Annotated in this window: 13 protein-coding genes; 1 reads left to right on the forward strand and 12 read right to left on the reverse strand. The window is 24.3% G+C overall.

The window, feature by feature from the left end; all coding sequences use genetic code 4:
- Positions 1-12 precede the first annotated feature (12 nt).
- From SCORR_RS03400 to SCORR_RS03450, 10 genes are all read right to left on the reverse strand, one after another.
- Entirely contained in the window at positions 13-960 is a 948-nt protein-coding gene (locus SCORR_RS03400) for a LacI family DNA-binding transcriptional regulator (protein WP_094049152.1), read from the reverse strand.
- Between the two features lie 78 nt (positions 961-1,038).
- On the reverse strand, positions 1,039-1,356 hold the full coding sequence (locus SCORR_RS03405; protein WP_094049154.1) for a PTS sugar transporter subunit IIA: 318 nt from the start codon (positions 1,354-1,356) through the stop codon (positions 1,039-1,041).
- Entirely contained in the window at positions 1,356-2,315 is a 960-nt protein-coding gene (locus SCORR_RS03410) for a glycosylasparaginase (RefSeq protein ID WP_094049156.1), read from the reverse strand. Before SCORR_RS03410 ends, SCORR_RS03405 begins: the two co-directional genes overlap by 1 nt.
- Before the next feature lies 1 nt (position 2,316).
- Positions 2,317-4,260, reverse strand: a complete 1,944-nt coding sequence (locus SCORR_RS03415; RefSeq protein WP_094049158.1) for a PTS sugar transporter subunit IIC — start codon at positions 4,258-4,260, stop codon at positions 2,317-2,319.
- Positions 4,261-4,274: 14 nt separating this feature from the next.
- Positions 4,275-5,627, reverse strand: coding sequence for a M17 family metallopeptidase (locus SCORR_RS03420; RefSeq protein WP_094049160.1), 1,353 nt, complete (start codon positions 5,625-5,627; stop codon positions 4,275-4,277).
- Entirely contained in the window at positions 5,590-6,108 is a 519-nt protein-coding gene (locus tag SCORR_RS03425; RefSeq protein WP_094049162.1) for a DUF3284 domain-containing protein, read from the reverse strand. The genes SCORR_RS03420 and SCORR_RS03425 overlap by 38 nt, the downstream gene beginning before the upstream one ends.
- A complete protein-coding gene (locus SCORR_RS03430) occupies positions 6,108-6,410 on the reverse strand; it encodes a PTS sugar transporter subunit IIB (protein ID WP_094049164.1) in 303 nt (100 codons plus the stop codon). Before SCORR_RS03430 ends, SCORR_RS03425 begins: the two co-directional genes overlap by 1 nt.
- A 2,465-nt stretch (positions 6,411-8,875) precedes the next feature.
- Positions 8,876-9,949: a sugar ABC transporter substrate-binding protein gene (locus SCORR_RS03440; RefSeq protein ID WP_094049168.1), complete on the reverse strand. Its 1,074-nt coding sequence runs from the start codon at positions 9,947-9,949 to the stop codon at positions 8,876-8,878.
- Positions 9,950-9,962: 13 nt separating this feature from the next.
- Positions 9,963-11,720, reverse strand: coding sequence for an ABC transporter permease (locus tag SCORR_RS03445; protein WP_094049170.1), 1,758 nt, complete (start codon positions 11,718-11,720; stop codon positions 9,963-9,965).
- A gap of 12 nt (positions 11,721-11,732) precedes the next feature.
- Positions 11,733-13,241 carry a sugar ABC transporter ATP-binding protein gene (locus tag SCORR_RS03450; RefSeq protein ID WP_094049173.1) on the reverse strand — a complete coding sequence of 503 codons (1,509 nt, stop codon included), beginning with the start codon at positions 13,239-13,241 and terminating at the stop codon, positions 11,733-11,735.
- Between the two features lie 217 nt (positions 13,242-13,458).
- On the opposite strand from SCORR_RS03450, the gene SCORR_RS03455 reads away from it, so the two are divergent.
- On the forward strand, positions 13,459-14,166 hold the full coding sequence (locus SCORR_RS03455; protein ID WP_094049175.1) for a DeoR/GlpR family DNA-binding transcription regulator: 708 nt from the start codon (positions 13,459-13,461) through the stop codon (positions 14,164-14,166).
- Positions 14,167-15,421: 1,255 nt separating this feature from the next.
- Here the strand turns inward: SCORR_RS03455 and SCORR_RS03460 are convergent.
- Both SCORR_RS03460 and SCORR_RS03465 read right to left on the reverse strand, forming a co-directional pair.
- Positions 15,422-18,013 carry a hypothetical protein gene (locus SCORR_RS03460; protein WP_094049177.1) on the reverse strand — a complete coding sequence of 864 codons (2,592 nt, stop codon included), beginning with the start codon at positions 18,011-18,013 and terminating at the stop codon, positions 15,422-15,424.
- A gap of 145 nt (positions 18,014-18,158) precedes the next feature.
- The gene (locus SCORR_RS03465) at positions 18,159-18,749 is read right to left on the reverse strand and encodes a hypothetical protein (protein ID WP_094049179.1); all 591 of its coding nucleotides are present in this window, start codon (positions 18,747-18,749) and stop codon (positions 18,159-18,161) included.
- Positions 18,750-18,834: the final 85 nt, after the last annotated feature.

An 18,834-nucleotide genomic window follows, 5' to 3' on the forward strand; every position in this document is an offset into this window, starting at 1 on the left:
AAAACAAAAAAATTATACTATTTTGTATAATTTTTCCAAATTACTATCTTTTCCTAATAATTTATTTCCAATTCTATAACCGAGAGAGGCATAATCAATAATTATTGAAATGTCAAAGTTTTTAATATTCTGAGTTTTACCTAATCTAGTTATATCTGTTACTATATATTTATTTCTTATATTATTTTCTAATAAATAATTATGTACCGATAATGCAATAGTATGTGTTGCACAAACAAATATATCAGGTTTATCTTTGTTAATAATATCTTCTATTATTTCATAAACACTTTCATGATTGTTGGCTTTTAACTGATGTTTAAAAACATTATTATTATATACATTATTTATAAATGACTTTGTTCTAATTAAACCACTTGTTAAATCCTCGTCATCCAATCCAATAAAAGCAATATTTTTATTATTATATTTATTATCAATTAATGTAGCTAACTCTTTAAACATTTCTTCGTCATTAATACCTTCAAAATCAACATTATTTAATTTTCTATTATAAACAATTACTTTAGTTGTTTTAATTTTTTCAATTTGTTCATATAATTCTTTAGTAGTAAATTTAGGCAATAAAAGTATTAAACCAAAAGAGTTTCTAAATTGTAAGATTTTTAAATCTTCCTTGTAAATTTCACTAAATTCAGATGAGATAAAGACAAAAAAATTTATTTTTTCTCTTACTAAAGCGTTCTTTACTCCATTAACAATTTCCATATTAGCTTTTTCTTCACTATTAAATGGCACAATTAAATATACGTCCTTGATCGGTTTTTTCAACGTTGAAGCAGCATAATTTGGTACATATTCAACTTCATCAAGAACTTGTTTAATTTTTTGTTTTGCTTCATTAGAAATATTGTAGTTATTAAAGTATCTTGAAACTGTTCCAACACCAACACCAGCTTTTTTTGCAATACTATGATATGTAATTTTTTCTTTGCTCATATAATAATATTACTATTAGAAATAATAAAAAATTTTTTTTATTATTTTTTAATAAAATAAACTTGATTTTATCCAAGTTTATTTTGATATTTTTTTGTATATATTAATTAATTTCTTTGCCATTATAATTATTGTTTGAGTATTAAGCATTTGATCCTCTGCATGTACGAACAACAATTTAAAAGGGTGTTTAATTCCTTGTGCTTCTTGAACAATAACTTCCATATGTTCTTGTTCTGCTAATATCATTAACTCTTCAGATTTTTTAAGTAAAATTTCAGCATCTTTAAAGTTATCATTTTCAGCTTCATCAATAGCAAGAATAGCATTTGATTTGGCCTCTCCAACATTAGATATAATAGTCATACTAATCTTTTCTCAATCAATTTTATTCATTATTCAATTTTTTCCCTTCTTTTTTTATCATAATTTTCTAACCATTCCTTAGAAGGGATGGTAATATCTATTTTACTTAAGTCATCTGAAGGGTTAGCTAAATAAATTTTTACTTCTTGACTATGATTACCAACAGCAAAAGAAAATTCACAATTAGTTCCTACACCTCAATTACCATCTTTATCAAGTGCAACTATTGATATTGCACCACAACTTCCATTATATTTATTTAATGTATCATTAAACTCCTTGATAACTAATTGCGGAGCATCTTTAACACTAACACCACTTCTCATTTTTTCAACTACTTGAAATGATAAACAACCTTTAAATATGTCTTCACCAAGACCAGTAGCAGTTGCTCCACCAATATTTGAAACGCAATAAAATCCACTTCCAGCTATTGGCGAGTCTCCAACCCTACCTCTTTTCTTCATAAATAATCCACTAGTTGAAGTTCCTACAAACATATTATTATCAACATCTAGTGAAACCATTCCAACAGTATCATGACCATCATACGGAGAAAGATTTGGATTTTCCTTCATTTTTTTCAGTTTTAAATCATAATGCTGAATTGCTCTACCACTTAACATATCTTTCATTTCAAAACCGTTATCTCTTGCATATTCTTCTGCACCATTTCCGACTAGAAATGAATTAAATTTTGAGTAAGACAATTCTCTAGCTAATTTAATTGGGTTTTTAACGTTTTTTACACCAGCAATTGCCCCAACTTGATAAGTATTTCCATTCATAAAACCAGCGTCTAGTTCAACTTCACAATTTTCATTCGGAAGTCCACCATATCCCACAGATTTAAAATATGGAAAATCTTCAATATAAGAAATTGCTCTAACAAGAGCATCACCTTTTGGATCACCTTTTTTTAATAAACTAATATTATCTCTAATGGATTCATATGCCATTCTTCAAGTTCCTATAAATGCATATTTCATTTTAATCCTCAACTTTTACTACTTTCAATATCTCACCTTTATTAATTACTTTATATTCATTTATATTATTCGCTTTTGCAATTCTAGTTGTCATATCATCCATTTTTTCTTCATTTAGAGCAGTTGCAACAGTTTTACCATTAATTCTAATTTTATAACCACCATATTCAACTAAATCAACAGTTAAAACTTTATCTGCCTTTGTAATAACTTTAATATTTTCATCTAGTTTTCTTAATGATTTTTCTTGTTTTTTAACCATTTTTAATTCATGTAATATTAATACCTTTTCTTCTGTTGGTAACTTACTAATTCTTTTTCTTTCTGCTATATTAGCTTTTCGTAGTTCTTTTTTAGCAACTTTTCTTGCTAAACTCTCTTCTCTTGCGACTTTATCGTCATTTAATACTGCTTGAATAGCATCTTTTTTAACCATTCCTTGATCAATATATGATTTAACATTTAAGTTAAAATGATATTTATTTGCAATTATTACGAATGGAATATATCAAACAAAGGCTATGACCAGGCAAAACCAAGATAACACCATTGCTCGCCAATCAAGACCAGTTGACAATAAAGCACCAACTCCTGGAGGCAGTGTTCAAGGAACCATTATATATGATTTATTCACTCAACCCAATGGACCTACAAATAACCAAGCAACAAATGTTGTTAACGGCATTGCAAACATTGCTGCAACTCCATAAATAGGGTGTAGCATAATTGGTATACCAAAAGTTACAGGTTCGTTTATTGAGAATATTGCTGGCACTCCCGCCAATTTTGCAACATCCTTTTGTTCACGCACTCTACCAAATATAGCAATAGCAATTAATAAGGCACCAGTGTGTCCTCAACCTGTTGTTTGAGAATAACTTTCTAAAAATTGAATATTTACAACCCCTAATTCTCCTGCTGCATCAGCTGCATCATATCCCATACTTGCAAATGCTTGTGCGTTTTGTACAAACATTTGTAATAAGAATGGTAAGAATGCACCATTCACAACTGAAGATCCATTTAATCCAAAAAATCAAAAGAATCCTACTAAAAATTGATAAAGCATTCCAAAACCAAGTCCTACATTATTTCCAGAAATAATTGCTGTTATTGGTGCAGAAACAGCTTTATAGAATAAACCTACTAAACCATATTCTCCACCAGCTAATATTACACTTCCAGAACTGCTAGTAATATCTCAATTAGTATACTTACCAATTGATCAGGCCGCAGTATTAATCCCTGATACAATTATTAATACCATTGCAACTGGAACTAATAATGAAAAACCTGTCGCAACCATTGGTGGTACTGATTTTGGCATTCTTATTAATAACTTCTTATTGTTTGCAAAGAATTTATACAATTCAATGACCAAGAATGTTTGTATTATTGCTGCAAGCATTCCTTTTGAATCGAAGAAATAGTTAAAATATTTACCAGAACTTGTAAAAGTAGCCGCAGTTATTAAGAATAACACTAAGTTAAAGATAGCAACAAACATTGGGTCTTTTAAACCTCTTTTTTCTGCATATATATAACCTAACATCGAAGCAATCATAATTGAGAAAGTCCCCATACTATAATCGAATATAGTTTGAAAAATCTTTTCACCAATTTCACTTACTACATTTCAAGAACCATTTAATACTCAAGATTCAGCATTAGTACCTGAAGCATATTCGATTGTTACATTACCAGTCGCTTTTGCAAGTAATCCTAGTAGAGAGGTTTGTGTATTACCTCCAGCCCCAAATATAAGTATTCCTAAAAGAAAAGCTATGGACCCACCAATAATTATTGGTGTTAAGATTCCAAATGCATCACGAATGGCTGTTAAATGTTTTTGACTTGCAAACTTTGTCATTGCTGGCATTAGTTTTTCATCAAATCAATATTTGGCACCTTTCCCTTCCGGTTTAATTTTACGATTCTTACCCATTAAAAATCCCCCCTTTATTTTTTTAATAAATAACTAATCAAGCCTCTTACCATTACCCCACTAGATCTATTATCAATAACAGCTGTTCCAGCAATGTCTAAGTGAATAAAATCAGTATTAGGTAATACAAACTCTTGCAAGAACGCTGCTGCTTGTGAAGAACTACCATGTCTTGATTTTATTGGACTATTAGTAATATCTCCTAATTCAGCACCCTGAACTAACTTTCTATTTTCTCGATGAATTGGTAATAACCAAACCTCATCGCCAGTCTTATCAACAATCTCTTTAAAATTATTTGCTAGTTTATAATTATTAGTAAATAAACCGGTCATATATTTTCCTAATGTTATTGTGATTGAACCAGTTAAAGTAGCGATTGTTATTATTTCTTTACATTTATATTTATCTTGTGCATAGCTCATTGAATCAGCCAACACTAATCTTCCCTCAGCATCAGGATTATCTATTTGAACAGTTTTTCCTGAATATGATTTTATAACTTGGCTTGGTAGTATTGAATTTTTACCGAGTATGTTCTCACTTAATGGTATTACACAAACTAAATTAATTTTTGCTTTTGTATAAACTAAGTATTTAAATACCCCAACAACAATAGCTGCTCCACATTTGTCTAATCGCATCGTTCTAATTGACTCACTAGACTTTAATGCGTATCCTCCTGCATCAAAAGTTATTCCTTTTCCAATTAATGAAATATAATCATTATTTGAGTCATTATTATACTTTAGTTCTAATAGGTGAGATTCATTTTTTGAATTTGCACCTACAGCTGCAATTAAATTTAAATTATTTTTAACTATATCATCATTGTTAAGTATGCTAACAGTTACATTTTTATCTTTTAAATCTAATAAGTTTTTTGTTTTATTTATGAATCCAATTGGAGTACCATCATCATATGAATCCGTATCAGCTAAATTTTTAGATTCATAAACAACTTTTACTAAATTATTTATTTGAATAATAGTATCAATGTAATTATCAATGTCATCTGATACAAATATGATATTAATATCTGAATTTTTTTGATTTGTTTTTTTTGTATATAAGTTCCAATAATTTTTATAAATCGTTTCAATTATAAAAATTAGGGAGTCATTGTTTTTATTTCTAACATAATTGAGATCAAATTGTACTACATCTTTTTTATTTAATTTTATTGAACCGATTCTTTCATAAACTTCTGAAATATTTTCTGTGTAATTTAAAGATAGTTCATACATATTTAAATTATCAAAAAATTGTAAGGAATTCGACTCAGTTTGTTTTATTGTTATTAAATTTATATTTTTTTTATTTTGCTTATTAAACTGAATTGATATCAATGTTCTTCACTTCCTCATGTATTCTTAAAACAATTTCTTTAGCTTTCTTATCAAAATTTTTATTAAAGTTCATTTTTGCAATAGTGCCTTTAAAACCATAAATTGCTCTTGGAAACTTTAATGATTCAGAAAAGTTAACTTGTGTTTTATTATTTTTAATTTTTTTAACTTCAAACCTTGTTCAATACTCAATATCATCAATTATTGTTTTTATTTCATATACTTCAAACATTTTCAGTTCAGTAATTGTAAACTTATTTCGGCTAACTTTTGACTTAAATATATCTCCTACATTAATATCCTTTATATTTCTTCAATTACCACTTTTAAAAGTACTAAATGATAATTTAATGATTCCATAAAAGCACCTATCAAATGGATATGATATGTTAAATATGTTTTTTTTAGTGTAATAACTTTTAATATTATCTATTACACCTAAATTTGAATTACCTTTAATAAAAGTATCTTTATCTTTCTTTTTAAATATTGAAAACATTACTTAATTTTATCCTTAATGGCGTTAATAACTGCTTCACCATTCATTGTTCCATATGCTTTCATATCTATTACTTCAACCGGAGTTTCTTTTGATTCTTTTAAAAATCTATTTAGTTCATAGCGAACTTGTGGACCTAAAAGAACATAGTCAACTTCATTAACTTTAGATATAGCAGTAGAAACAGGTTGTGCCCAGATTTCATAATCTAATCCTTGTTTTTTTGCAGCTTCTTTCATTTTTTGCACCATCATTGAAGTACTCAGTCCTGCGGCACATGCTAATAAAACTTTTTTACTCATACTTTATTTTTCTCCTATTTTAATTATTATTTGATGTATTATCTTCTTGTGAGGTAAATATATGACTATAAAATTATTAATTATTTTTATATGTATTTTATTAATATTACCTTTTTTTATTTGAACCTTAGTAAAATTTATTAAATACATTAAAGGTTATCAAATTTGATTTAAAAATTTAATAAAATATAGCTTTATAACATCTTACTTATTTGCGATAATTTTGCTAATAATATTAGTATGCATAACTTAACAAAAATAATACACACTAATATTTTCTAATACTATTAACTGAATTATTTTTCATAATTAGGTTTTTTTTTCATTTTTTGAAATAAATTTAATTTAAAATATATAATTTTAATATTGATAAACTTTCATTTTAATTCTATTGTTACATAAATTAATTTAGTACAGTTTAATTTAAAATTTTATATAAATTAGAGCCAATATAACCATATATAATTTATTAACTTAGAGAATTAACTTATCAACAACTTATAATTAAGTTATTAATTAATAACAATTATTTTTTTGAATGTAATAGTATTTTTTAAAATCCATATTATCAAATAAATCATTATGTTAATAATTATGCATTGTTATTAACAATAGGACTTAAATTAATTATTGAAATGTCTTGCATGTGTTTATAAAAACCTTTATAGTCAGATACCCTACATAACCTTATTAAAGTTGATTGCGGCAACCTTGTTGTTGTAATTTTTTTTATACTTATATTATTATTACTTTATAAACAACTAATAATATAAGTGTCAATTTTTATTATTAACATTTAGTACATTATTCTTTGATTTAATTTTTAAAAGATTTTTTTGGTAATTAATAATACATCCGTTTGGTTAAACTAAACTAATAATTTAACTCTATAATTTATTATACATTTAAATAATAATTAATTTAAGCTGAAAAAAGTTAAAGTTAAATAATTATCACAATTTCTAACTATAGTTAGTTTGTTATATTTGTATAAATAACAAGCTACTATAACACAAGTATAATTTAATGAGTTGTGGTCTTATAAAAAAAACTAATTTATGCATAACTAAACAGACAGAATGAAAGTGGTTAGATAACTATTAAATAAATTAAATAATATTAAAACTTTTGAAAGCTATTTGTATGATTTTTAGGATATACCTATATAAAACTTGATTATATAGAAATTTTTCTCCTAGTGCTTTTATTCATAAAAACAATTGTACAACAAAAAGTAAAAAATAATAATGTACTTATTAATAATTTGTTAACTTTATAGGGATAATTATTTTAACTACAGAATGTTTTTAAAAAGGTATTGTATTAGGAAAATAAAAACTAAAATTTAGTTAATTAAATTTAAAATAAAAGTTTTGCCTATGCACCATTTTACACACATATTTATATTAAGGAATGTGGTAAAACTTTGGTGTTATTTTAGAGTCCTGAGCATAAAATAATTAATTAATAAAATATTTTAAAATGCATATAACAATTTCGTAGGCAAATATGCTAATAATTTTAATCTCTGGTATATGTATAACAAAAGTTTATCAAATATATTAAAAATTTTTATTAAATTCAAGATTAAATGAAATGAAAAAAAGTATAATGTATTTAGAACTAAAATAAATAGAGATTTCAAAGGAAAATAATAGATTTTAATTCATTGTAATTTATTTTTTATTCTTTAAATTTTAAACTATAACAACTTCATTAATAAAAGAAAAAAATTCAATGCGTGTACTTTTTGCACACTACAAAAATATGACCATATATAATTAAAAGAAAAACATTGAAAGAATCAAAGAACACAGTAATATTTTCCAATACTAATTAAATAATATAATGTACTGTTTTCAATCATATCAATTCCGATTAATTATCTGTTAAAAAAATTGCAGAAATGATAATTTTTTTAATATAGATGAATAAAAATTGTTAGTTATGGTTATACATGAGTATTGAAAAGAAATTCATACTTTTTAGATATGAATATTATTTTTAAAACCTAAAACAAAGCATGTATTATAAAAAAATATGATAACAAATATATTATTTGATGTTAATGATATTTTTAACATTATTGAAATTGAGGGTAGTAGTATTTATGAAATAATTTACTATTAAAAGAGAAAACATATTAATTCGCATCCTACAAAAATATATTAAGCACAAAAATATATTAATTAATATTTATTGAAATATAAAAGAAAAATATAATAAGTTGATATTGAATTCTTGTATTTAGTTATATATTATTTACAATTTACAAACATATTTTTATTATATAAGTAACAGAATATTAATAAATATTTATACAATTTTTTATTAATAATCTATTTTAGATTAATAATTATTAAAATGAAAGAAGTATTAAATATTTATATTCCTTAGTTTAATAAGTATCTATAAAAAAATAAAAATAGAAAGACATAATCTTTCTATTAAAAATATATATTAAATTATTTTTCTTCACCTGGTGCAAATATTAAACTTGCATCAACTTCTGTTGCATTTGTGAACTGTTTAGCAGGATTTGTAGCATCCTTTTCTTTTGCATCAATTAATTCAATCGCTTTATCAATGGCTGCTTCAACAATTTTTTTGTATTCTTGTTTTACAGTTATGTATATATGATTTCTTGAAGTGCTTGATCAAGCAGCGACATCTTTTGCAACATCGTTTGAACCATCAAAACCAGCAATAAATCCAGCATCCTTTTCATCTACTTTACTAGTGAATCAAGATTTATATGATTCTGATAAGTCAATTGCTTTTTTCATCCCTAATGCCATTGGATCGTTTCCTGCCCAAATCACATGCGCTTTTGAAGCTGAGTATTCGCCAGCTCATTCATTTGTTAGGACGTCACCAGCAGCATCTCCTGTATTTTCATTACCCTTCGCAATACTTCCTTGATTATATGAACCAGTATTTTTTCTATTTACGATTTCAATTCAATCTTCATTGTTTAAAACAAATCCTTTAAATCTTTTACGTTCAGCATCATTATCTTGATTAGATCACATCGCATAGACTTTAACTTTATTTTTTTTATTAGATTCACTTGGTAATTCACCATATATTTTTTTATAAATTGCTTGAAACATTTTTTGACTTGCTTTTTCTTGCTCTGACACAAATGCAGCAGCACCCCTATCTGATATAGTACTTTCATATTCTGTATCTATATTTATTACAGGTATATCTTCATCTAAAGCAGGTTTAATTGCCTTGTTATTTTTTACATTTGCTGGATTTATTATTATTGCTTTATCACCTTTTGTCATAGATGACTGAACATTTGTTTGGTCTGTAGCACCACTAACATCAGCTTTAGAATCGTATGTATTTAATTGATATCCTTTTTCATTGGCATAACTTTTCCCTGCGTTCATCATATTTTGAAAATAATCATTATTGAAATTTGATATTAATAGTCCTATTGAGTTCTTATTGTCACCACAAGAAACTACTGATGAAGCAGATGTTGCAAATAAACTTACACCTGCTAATACTGCTAATAATTTTTTCATATTTTTTCCTCCATTAAATTGTTTTAAGCAAAGTATATTGCTTAATTATTCAAGTTTTTATTTTATTTGTAATTTTATATTCTGTATTTGATAAAACTGCGACCATTATTATCAATCCTTTTAAAATTGATTGAATATCACTAGATAACCCAATTAAGTTCAAAGCATTTTTTAGTACACTTAATGTAAATCAACCTAATACTGTTAAGAATATTCCTCCTTTACCACCTGTTAATAATGTACCTCCCAAAACTACACAAGCAATAGCATCTAGTTCTCATGCATTACCAGCAGACGGACTAGCTGTTTGTATCCTTGAAGCATAAATTACAGATCCAATACCTATACATAGACCTCCAAAAACATAAACAGATGTTAGTATGGTTTTAGATTTTATTCCTGAAAGTTGAGCACTTCTATAATTTCCACCAATTGCATAAACATGTCTTCCATAAACAGTTAATCTTAAAATTACAAATGAAAGTGCTGCTAGTAAAAACATTATTCAAACTACTGCACTTAAACCTAGAAACTTTGTTTGAATTATACTGGTTAATGTTGAATTATCAAATGATTGAGATGTATTTTCAAGTAAAAATTGCGTTGCACCACGTCATACCATCATTAATATAAGTGTTATTATAAATGATGGAAATTTAAGTACACTTACAAACAAACCTGAAATTAAACCTGAAAATCCACAAAACATTATCACCGCTAATAAAGAAATTCAGATATTAGTCCCACCTAAAATAAGCTTTGCGGCTAATGCTGTTGCAAAAGCCATTGTAGAACCAATGGACAAATCAATACCACCAGTAAGAATTATTACAGTTACTCCTAATGCCATACAACCAATATCAGCATTTAAATAAAGTATATTTTTTCAGTTATTAGGGGTAAAAAATCCGGGTTCAATAATACCTACAACAACTGCAAACGCCATTATTATAAATACCAATTTAATGGCATTTAAACCACCAAGAGTTTTATTAATAGCTTTTTTCTTATTTATAAAGCTAAATGCAAATTTAGTATTTATTTTTCATGAGAATCTTTTTGAAAACTTCGTTTCTACAATTGCATTTGTTTTATCAATAACTAAATCTCTTTTTTCGATACATATATTTTTTTTATCTTGATATTCTAATGGTCCTACTGTTTTATTCTCTAAATCAATCTCAAGTTTTTTTAATTTTGTAGAATATTTATCATTTTCAAATTTATTTACCTTATCTTGATAATATTTTTTATCTAACTCCTGTATTTTTATTTTGTTTTTATCAATATCATCAAGCAAAGACTTAGTCTTTTTATATATTAAATCTAACTGTTTTTGTTTTTTCTCATTATAAATAGTTATTGATTTCTTGTTACTTATAGATCTTTTAGAGATTAACTTATCCCACTTATTTTTTTTCCTATTAATTTTATTATTAAGAGAGTTTATTTTCAAGCTCGTAGATTTAAACTTACCACTCTCTATTTCTTTTATATTTTTTTCATACTCAGTTTTTGTGATATCCAAATTCTTGAATTTATATTCATTTAAATTTAGATAATCTTGTTTCTTATTATTAATACTTGATATTTTATTTTGTAATTTACTAATTACACTATCTCTATAAGAAGATATCAAATATACATAATCAAGTTTTTTTTCACATTTTTTTTGGAAATGTTTTTCAATAGCAATCTCTTCTGAAACTTTTTTTATATCAACATGATTTAAAACTATTTCTTGGCTATCTTTGAATATTATTTTTTTCATACTATCAACTTTCTATATTGAATACTTCATTATTTCATCAGGACTTAAACTATCACCATTAATAATATTTGTGATTTTTCCACTTTTCATTACCATTACCCTGTTACATAAACCTATAACTTCAGGTAAATCACTCGAAATTACTATTACACCTATTCCATTTCTTTTAGCTTCATATATCAAATCATATATCTCTCTTCTACTACCAACATCTACACCTCTTGTAGGCTCATCAAAAATCATTATTTTTGGTTCGGCTGCAAATGCTTTTGCTAATAGTACTTTTTGTTGATTACCTCCACTCATTGTTCCTACGAATGTTTCTGGACTTAATGTTTTAATTGACATTTTTTTTATATAGTTTCTTGCTAACTTTTTTTCTTTACTAAAATCAATAAATCCAAACCTTGATATTTTATCAAGTGAAGATAATGAAATATTTTTTCTTATTGACTCATTTAATAATAAACCATCATTTTTCCTATCTTCAGTTACATAATAAATGCCTTTTTTTATTGAACTACCGACACTTTTTAAATAAACTTGTTTATTATTTAATAAAACTTTGCCTGTTGTTATTGGATAAAATCCTATTAGTGATTTAAATAATTCTGTTCTTTGAGCACCCACTAAACCTGAGAAACCTAAAATCTCATTTTTATATAATTTAAAATTTATATTTTTAACAAAAGAGTTTGATAATTCCTCGACTTCTAAAATAATTTCTTTGTTATCTATATGATCTTTTAGAGGATATTTTTCATTAATTTCTCTTCCTACCATCTTACTAATTATTTCATCTTCATTTAGTTCATTTACTGTATACTCTCCAATAAAATTTCCATCTCTTATAATTGTTATAAAATCGCAGATAATAGGAATTTCCTCTAACTTATGAGAAATATAGCAAATTGCAATATCTTCTTTTTTAAGTTTTTGAATTACTTCAAACAGTACTTCAGCTTCTGACTTACTCAATGATGAAGTAGGTTCATCAAAGATAATCAACTTACTTTTTCTTAAAATAGCTTTGGCAATTTCAACCATCTGTTGTTCTGCAATAGTTAAACTGTTCATCATACTACCTAAATCTATTTCTAATCTTAGTAATTTAAATATCTCTTTAACTTTTTTTCTCTGTTTAGAGTAATTTATAAAACCTAAACAACTAATCTCATGACCAGCGTATATATTATCTAAAACATTCATATCATTAAAACAAGCAATCTCTTGATGTATTATTGATATACCAATACGTTCAGCTTCTTTAACATTCTTAAAGTTATTTAGTGTCTTATTATTTCAAATCAACTCACCTGAACTTTTTTGTATTACACCACTTAATACGTTCATTAAGGTAGATTTTCCAGCACCATTTTCTCCAAGTATTCCCATTACTTTTCCATTAAAAGCTCTTAAATAAACACCCTTTAATGCATTAACATTACCAAAGTTTTTTTTGATATTTTTTAGTATCAACAATGGCTGATTTTTAATTTGATTATTAAATATATTTTCCATATTACATTTATAACTACTATTAAAATATAGTTATATTAATAGTATCCTCCTCTCACCTTAATATTGCCTTTTTTATTTATTTAAGTAAAATAACAATATAACAGTTTTTAATTAATTTTTTAACAATAAACTGTTGTATTAAAAGATTCGAAAGGAAAAATAACATTTTTTTGAAAAAGTATTATTAAATTAATGTTATATTATGGTATTTTATTAAATGAATAAAGAAAGATTAAATATAATATGAAATTTTTTATTAACCAAAAATACTCACACATCAAGATCTATACTAAAGTTTGCAAAAATCAACAATATAAATGAAATGACATTTAGAAGAGATTTACATTTACTTGAAAAAAATAATTTAATAAAATTAAGTTATGGATACCTAGAGGTTATATCAACTTCGAAAAATCCAATAGAAAGTATAAAAAAAATCGATATTAAAAATATAGATTTAAAGGAAAAAGTAGCATTAGATGCTATCAACTATATTGATATTGATGATTGTATTTTTGTTGGGGCAGGTAGTACGTGCGAAATATTTACAACTAAAATTAATAAAAGCATAAATACTTTTGTCACAAACGGAATTAATATACTATGTAAGGCTTCGAAAAATAGTTTCATAAAAAACTCTGTTATGGTCGGTGGTAAGTTACTAGAATCATCAGATATAATATGCGGATCTACATCAATAAAACAAATAGAAAATTTTAGATTCGACAAAACATTTATAACAGCACAAAGTATTGATGATAAAGGAAACGTTTATATAAATAATTATCATGAGTATGAATTTATAATTATGTTAATAAAAAACTCAAAAAAGTGTTTTTTGCTAGTAGATTCAAGTAAACTAAATCATAGCGGATTAATAAAAGTTGGTCAATTAGATTCATTTGAGAAAGTTATTGTTTATTAAAATAATTTTGAATTATACATATTATCTTAAGATTGATTTAATTAATTAATAAAATAATTAAAAATATTTAAATTAGAACTATATTATAACGAAAGAAACTAATAACTCATATTTTAAAAAGATTTTTCTGTTTGTCAAAATTATATTTAAAATTTGTAAATTATTAATAGTTAATTATAATAGCTTATAAGTTTTAATATTGTAAATAAAATACCATAAGTTTTAAAGAACTTTTTCTTAATTAAACAATTTAAGCTTTTGTATGATCAAAAAAATTATAGAAGTTTGCTAGTTTGTCTCTCGTTTCACAACTGTTATATCTAAATTATAATTATTAAACTCTTTTAAAAGAATACTCATTAATAATATTGTAAGTATTTATGAAAGAATTGTTTATATTAGATTTATTATTTTCTAATTTAAAACAACCCACAGGTAATAAAACTAATTATACTTTGACTGAATTTTAGACTAAGTATAGTTATTTTGTTTTTATAATTAATATTATTATTTACGGAACTTAAGTTAGAACTGAATTTATAACAAAGATTAACAATTCTTTAAAGTCTTTTTAAATTTATTTGTTCTGTATAACCATTTAAAGCAGTGTATGTTATTTTAATTTCATCTCTCAGTAGCACTTTATTTAGATCGATACTGATCTAATTTTTTTAAACATAATATAATCACTATTTAGATAATAAAAATAAAACAAGAAATAAAAAGCGTAAAATGAAGAAAAAATTGAATATGATCATTTGAAAAATTAGTATATATTAAAGTTAATTCCAAAAAAAAATAAATCTTAGTAATATGCTAAAAAAAACTTGTCACCCCAAAATATTAATATACTTTATTAATTTATATAATTACCATTCTATTAGCTACTATAATATTTTAAATAATTAATTATAGTCAAAAATAATATACTTTTTTTATATGCAAAAGATAGTTTTTTATATAATAAAAAATTTATACACAATTGGAGATCTAAAATTTATTAGAGATTTTGAACCAACAACTGTATATAGAACATATTCTTTAATGTAAGACTTTAGAATTAATACGGTTCTTTTATTATCTAATAATATAATTGGTGATAAATACAAATTTCATAAAAAGATTATATATAAAACTAATTTTATTAATAAAATTAGTTTTAATAAAGATAAATAAATAATACTTAACTTTTTATTAAATAAGTGTATTAAAGATAAAAAAACTTTATGTCTCTATAAGCATAAAGTTTTTTAATTTAATTTAATTCATACTTAGTAATTGCTTGACAAATATCAAAACTATTACCACTAACTCGATAATAATACCCTTTAAAATTTTTGATATTACCACTAATAGTTACATTGGTATCTAAGTAGATTGTTTTTGTACTAATTGAACTAGTAACCATGTAATTACTTGATACTTTATTATATGTAAAGTATAAAATATTAGAATCTCTATTATATTTAGAGAAGTTTATTTGATAATTAGTTTGTAAACAATAATATTTACTTGAACTATTTTTTATAGCATCTTCTTTAGTAGAAAGAATTAGATTTTCATGTTCATCAATATCAATATAATTTATATCAATACTATATTTAAGATCTAATTGACTACCACTTTTAATTAATACATCTTTATCTAAATCATATTTAAAGATTGTTCACTCTTGTTCTTTAGCGCTATTAACTGTTAATATATATACTTGTCTATTTTTAATTACATATTTTATTTTTTTATCACCCACTGGATAGTTAATATTATTAATGATAGTTTTACTATTATTTGTATCATTTAAATCTTGATATACTAAATCTGAACTTGATGTTGTATATACTAAATCATTATTAACAATATTAAAATCTACGATATATGATTTAAGACTTATTGTTGATAACTTTCCATTAGCAATCTTAAATAATTTTTTATCAATTTTAGAAAAATAATATATTTTATTGTCAAAGCATTTTACATTTACTATATCTAAAGGTTCTTGAGGTAAATCATATGATTTTAAGCTTATTAAACCACTTTCATAACTTATATTTGCTACATGTACTTTTCAATCATTTGTAGTTATTAAGATATTATTATCATTTATTCTGAATACATCTTTAATTGTGCGAACCTGTAAATTATTACTAAAGTCAATTACTTTTGCTGGTTGTACTGTATTTATATAAATTTCTAATGATGAGAATTGATTATTACTATTTTTAAATATTGTTAAATACTCTAATTTATTTGCTGATAATTGTAGTAATTTATAAAGATTTTTGCTTTTATCAAAGTTATAAGTATCATAGTTTTTACTTGATTGAATATTATCTTTAGCTAGTGAAAACTTAAATAGTTTAGTTCCAACAAAATAATCCATATTACGATAAGTATGTTGACCATAAATATAATTAAGAGTAACTGTCATTTGTTTATTATTTATAATATCCGAGTAACTTTCTTTATAATCAACTTCATCTTCTTTAATTTCAGTATTTAAATAAAATGATAATGTATCAGCAATAAATTCATTATCTATTTGACTATTCACAATTAATTTATTATTAGCTAGTACTCCTAAATAATTATCAATATTTAAATCATCAATCTTGATTGCTCCATATACTTTACCTGTATAGCTGTTATAAAATGGATTGAATATTGGGTTTGATGTTTGACTTGATGAAATTAAAAATGTTCTATTACTATCATCAAATGAAATGTCAATATTAGATTCAATAACATCCTTACTTACTTTAGTTTTATTATTTATTTCATTAATTAGTTTTTTTCTTCATTGTTCTTTGTTATCATTTGGGTTTCCATTTGTATTAGTTACAAACTTAATATCAATTGTTGAAAGATTAAATTTATCTTTATCTTTATTATTAAGAGTGAAAGTTCCTTCAAACCCATCACCATATTTAATTGATCTACTATTATTATCAACTAAAAATCCATCTCTTTTAATATCATATTTTTTATAGACATCTTTAAAACTATCTTTGTTAGAATAATAATCATATACTTCAGAACTTGTTAATTCTCCATATGTATTATTAATTTCATCATCTAATAAAATATCAATTCTTTTTTCTAAGTCAAAGCTCAGTTGTATGACACCTTTTACATCAAGAAGATAATAATTAAATCAATTAGTATCGTTATCTTTAAATGATTTATCAAAATTTAATGTTACTTTATCTCTATATTTATATTCTTGATTATTAGAGAACTGAATATTAAACCCATCTTCTTTAATTAAATTTGATATTCCAATATCGTCGATTAATTTATTATACAAAGGTGCATCATTTTGACTTAAGTCTAATTTTCCTAAATTTTTATTTGCTTCTTGATATTTAATATTTGATTCAATTTTAGTATCACAATTAAATGTTAAATCTAAATCACTATCACCGAACTTTAGAACGAATGAATCATTATCATTAGAAATACTCAAAATACTTACTGAATATGATGTTATTTGATTATGACTGGCAATATGATTTATAAAATGATTAATATAACCACGACTTACATTATATAAATAGATTTTTTTATCTACATAATTTTTAAATATATCATATAATTTTAAATCTTCAGGTTTAATTACTTTATCATCACCATTTGGTTCAGTTGGAGTTTCTGGTTCAATTGGAGTTTCTGGTTCAATTGGAGTTTCTGGGTCTGTTGGAGTTTCTGGGTCTGTTGGAGTTTCTGGGTCTGTTGGTTTGGTTGGTTCATTTGTAGACACACTTTGGCCATTGTTTGTACAAGATATAACCATAATCACTGGTGTAATTAACATTATAAACATAATAAAATAACTATAAAATTTTTTCATAATCTTTTTCCCCTACATATAAATAATTATTTTCAACAAATTACTAATATTATAAAGTAATAGTAATATAAAAATAGATTTAATTAGAAAGTTAAAATATTTTTAAAATTATAAAAAAAATCTACTAATAATTAGTAGATAATTTTTACTTATATTTTGTGTTAAGTAATGATACTCCAACGACATGTCCAATCAATCCAATTAATATTAGTGCTGCTGAAGCAATAAAGTTAGTACCTAGTTTTCATTTTTCTGTTGAGTTTGTTGGTAAAGTTTTATTTAAATCATTATTTATCATACCCATACCTGATAGAAAAATAACTGCCATTAAAGCAATCAGTACTGTAAATGCCAAATCTAATATTAATTGAATTTTATTACTTAATAAGTCATCTTTTTTAAAACTTAATGAATACAATACAATATTGTATAAAAAGTATGCTAAAGCAAAGATGAATGCAATAACTGATATTATCACTAAATTCTTTGATAACCCATTAATTGAATTATTAGATTTGTCAAATAAATCACTAATTCCTCCAAATCCAGTAGTAACTGAATTGTTATCTAAGTTACTAGCATCATCTTTCCCTCAACCTTTAAAAACTCGAGTAATAGTTTCTTTACCATCAGTTATAACACTACTTGTACCAATAGCTAATGCTGAAACTATAATAAATATTAAAACAACTGCTGAATAAACTGTTCTAATTAAATATTTCTTATTTAAACTCATAATTTCCATTCCTTCTAGTAAAGCTAAACTTTACGTATAGAAATTATACACATATAAATTTTTATATTATAAATACTAAAATGGT

Source organism: Spiroplasma corruscae (genome assembly GCF_002237575.1).
Lineage (GTDB): Bacteria > Bacillota_I > Bacilli_A > Mycoplasmatales > Mycoplasmataceae > Spiroplasma_A > Spiroplasma_A corruscae.